Annotated in this window: 1 protein-coding gene; it reads left to right on the forward strand. The window is 64.8% G+C overall.

Features of this window, described 5'->3' with window-relative positions; translation table 11 throughout:
- Nucleotides 1–1737: SDR family NAD(P)-dependent oxidoreductase (locus tag ACWD5Q_RS35440; RefSeq protein WP_451431179.1), on the forward strand; the 1737-nt coding region annotated here is incomplete at both ends.

Consider the following 1737-nt stretch of genomic DNA (forward strand, 5'->3'; position numbering starts at 1 on the left):
AAGTCGACTGGACCCACGCATACAACCCAGCCACCACCCAACGAGTCGAACTGCCCACCTACGCCTTCCAACGACACCGCTACTGGCTCGAAGCCCAAGAACCGGCCGACATCAGAAATGCCCCCGCGGCAGCAAACGAACGTCTATGGCAAGTGCTGGATACAGACGGCGCCACCGGCCTGGCTGCAGAACTGAAACTCGCCCAGGACGCGCCACTGAGCGAGGTGGCGTCAGCCCTGTCAGCATGGCGTGTCCGACGCCAGGAACAATCCAGCCTGGACAGCTGGCGATACCAGATCACCTGGAAGCCGACACCCAGCACACCAAGTCCAGCCCTCCCCGGCCCGAAACTGACCGGAACATGGCTCATCGTGCGGCCCAGCCCAGATACCCCAACACAGGCGCCACCAGCGAAGTCCCCCGGGACAGAAACCGCAAAATGGCTGTCCGACGGCCTGACAAAGACCGGCACCCACGTCGTGACCATCGACATCGCAGAACCGGACCTGAACCGGCCACTGCTCGCACAACGGCTGCGCGAGACAGCAGACAAAGCCGGAGAGATCACAGGCGTGATATCACTGCTGGCTGAACGGGAAACACTACTGCCAGACCACCACGCACTCAACACCGGACTGGCCGGAACACTGCTGCTGACACAAGCACTGGGCGACGCCACCATCCAAGGACCACTGTGGTGCCTGACCCGAGGCGCCGTCACAGCCCTACCAGACGAACCGCTGACCAGCACAGCACAAGCCCAGATATGGGGACTCGGCCGCGTAATAGCACTGGAACACCCAGACCGCTGGGGAGGCCTGATCGACCTTCCCCACAATCCCCACCTGCCCGACCCGCCAGAAGAACCCACACTGGCACACCTATGCCACATCCTGACCGGCACAACCGGAGAAGACCAACTCGCCATACGACCCACCGGCGTTCTCGCACGCCGCCTCGAACACACACCACCCACCCCCGAAACCCCCCCGACCACATGGGACCCCCAGGGCACAATCCTGATCACCGGCGGAACAGGAGCCCTCGGCAGCCACATAGCACGCTGGCTGGCACAAAACGGAGCCCGCAACCTACTGCTCACCAGCCGCCGCGGACCAGACACCCCCGGCGCCGAAACACTCCGCACCGAACTCAACACCCTCGGCACCCAAACCACCATCACCGCCTGCGACATCACCGACCACCAGGCAACCGCACACCTCCTCACCACCATCCCACCCGAACACCCCCTCACCGCCATCTTCCACACCGCAGGCCGCTCACAGATCAAGGCACTGGAACACACCAGCGTGGCAGATCTGGCGGACGTCGTCAGCGCAAAGGTGCAGGGTGCCAAGGTTCTCGACGAGCTTCTCCATGATCGAAAGCTGGACTGCTTCGTGTTGTTCTCGTCGGTCTCGGGGATCTGGGGCAGCGGTATGCAGGGCGGCTATGCGGCGGGGAATGCGTTCTTGGACGCGTTGGTGCAGCAGCGCCGGGATCGTGGTCTGGCGGGGACGTCGGTAGCGTGGGGCCCCTGGGCCGGCGGCGGCATGGCCGCAGGCGATACCGAGCGCCAACTGCGCCGCATCGGCCTGCCCGCCATGCCCCCAGAGCTGGCGGTGCGCGCCCTGGACCAGGTAATCAACGGTGACCAGAGCTGCGTGACGGTGGCCGACGTCGACTGGCCACGATTCACAGCCGGCTTCACCGCCACCCGCCCCAGCCCCCTGATCG

Source organism: Streptomyces sp. NPDC002513, assembly GCF_053595355.1.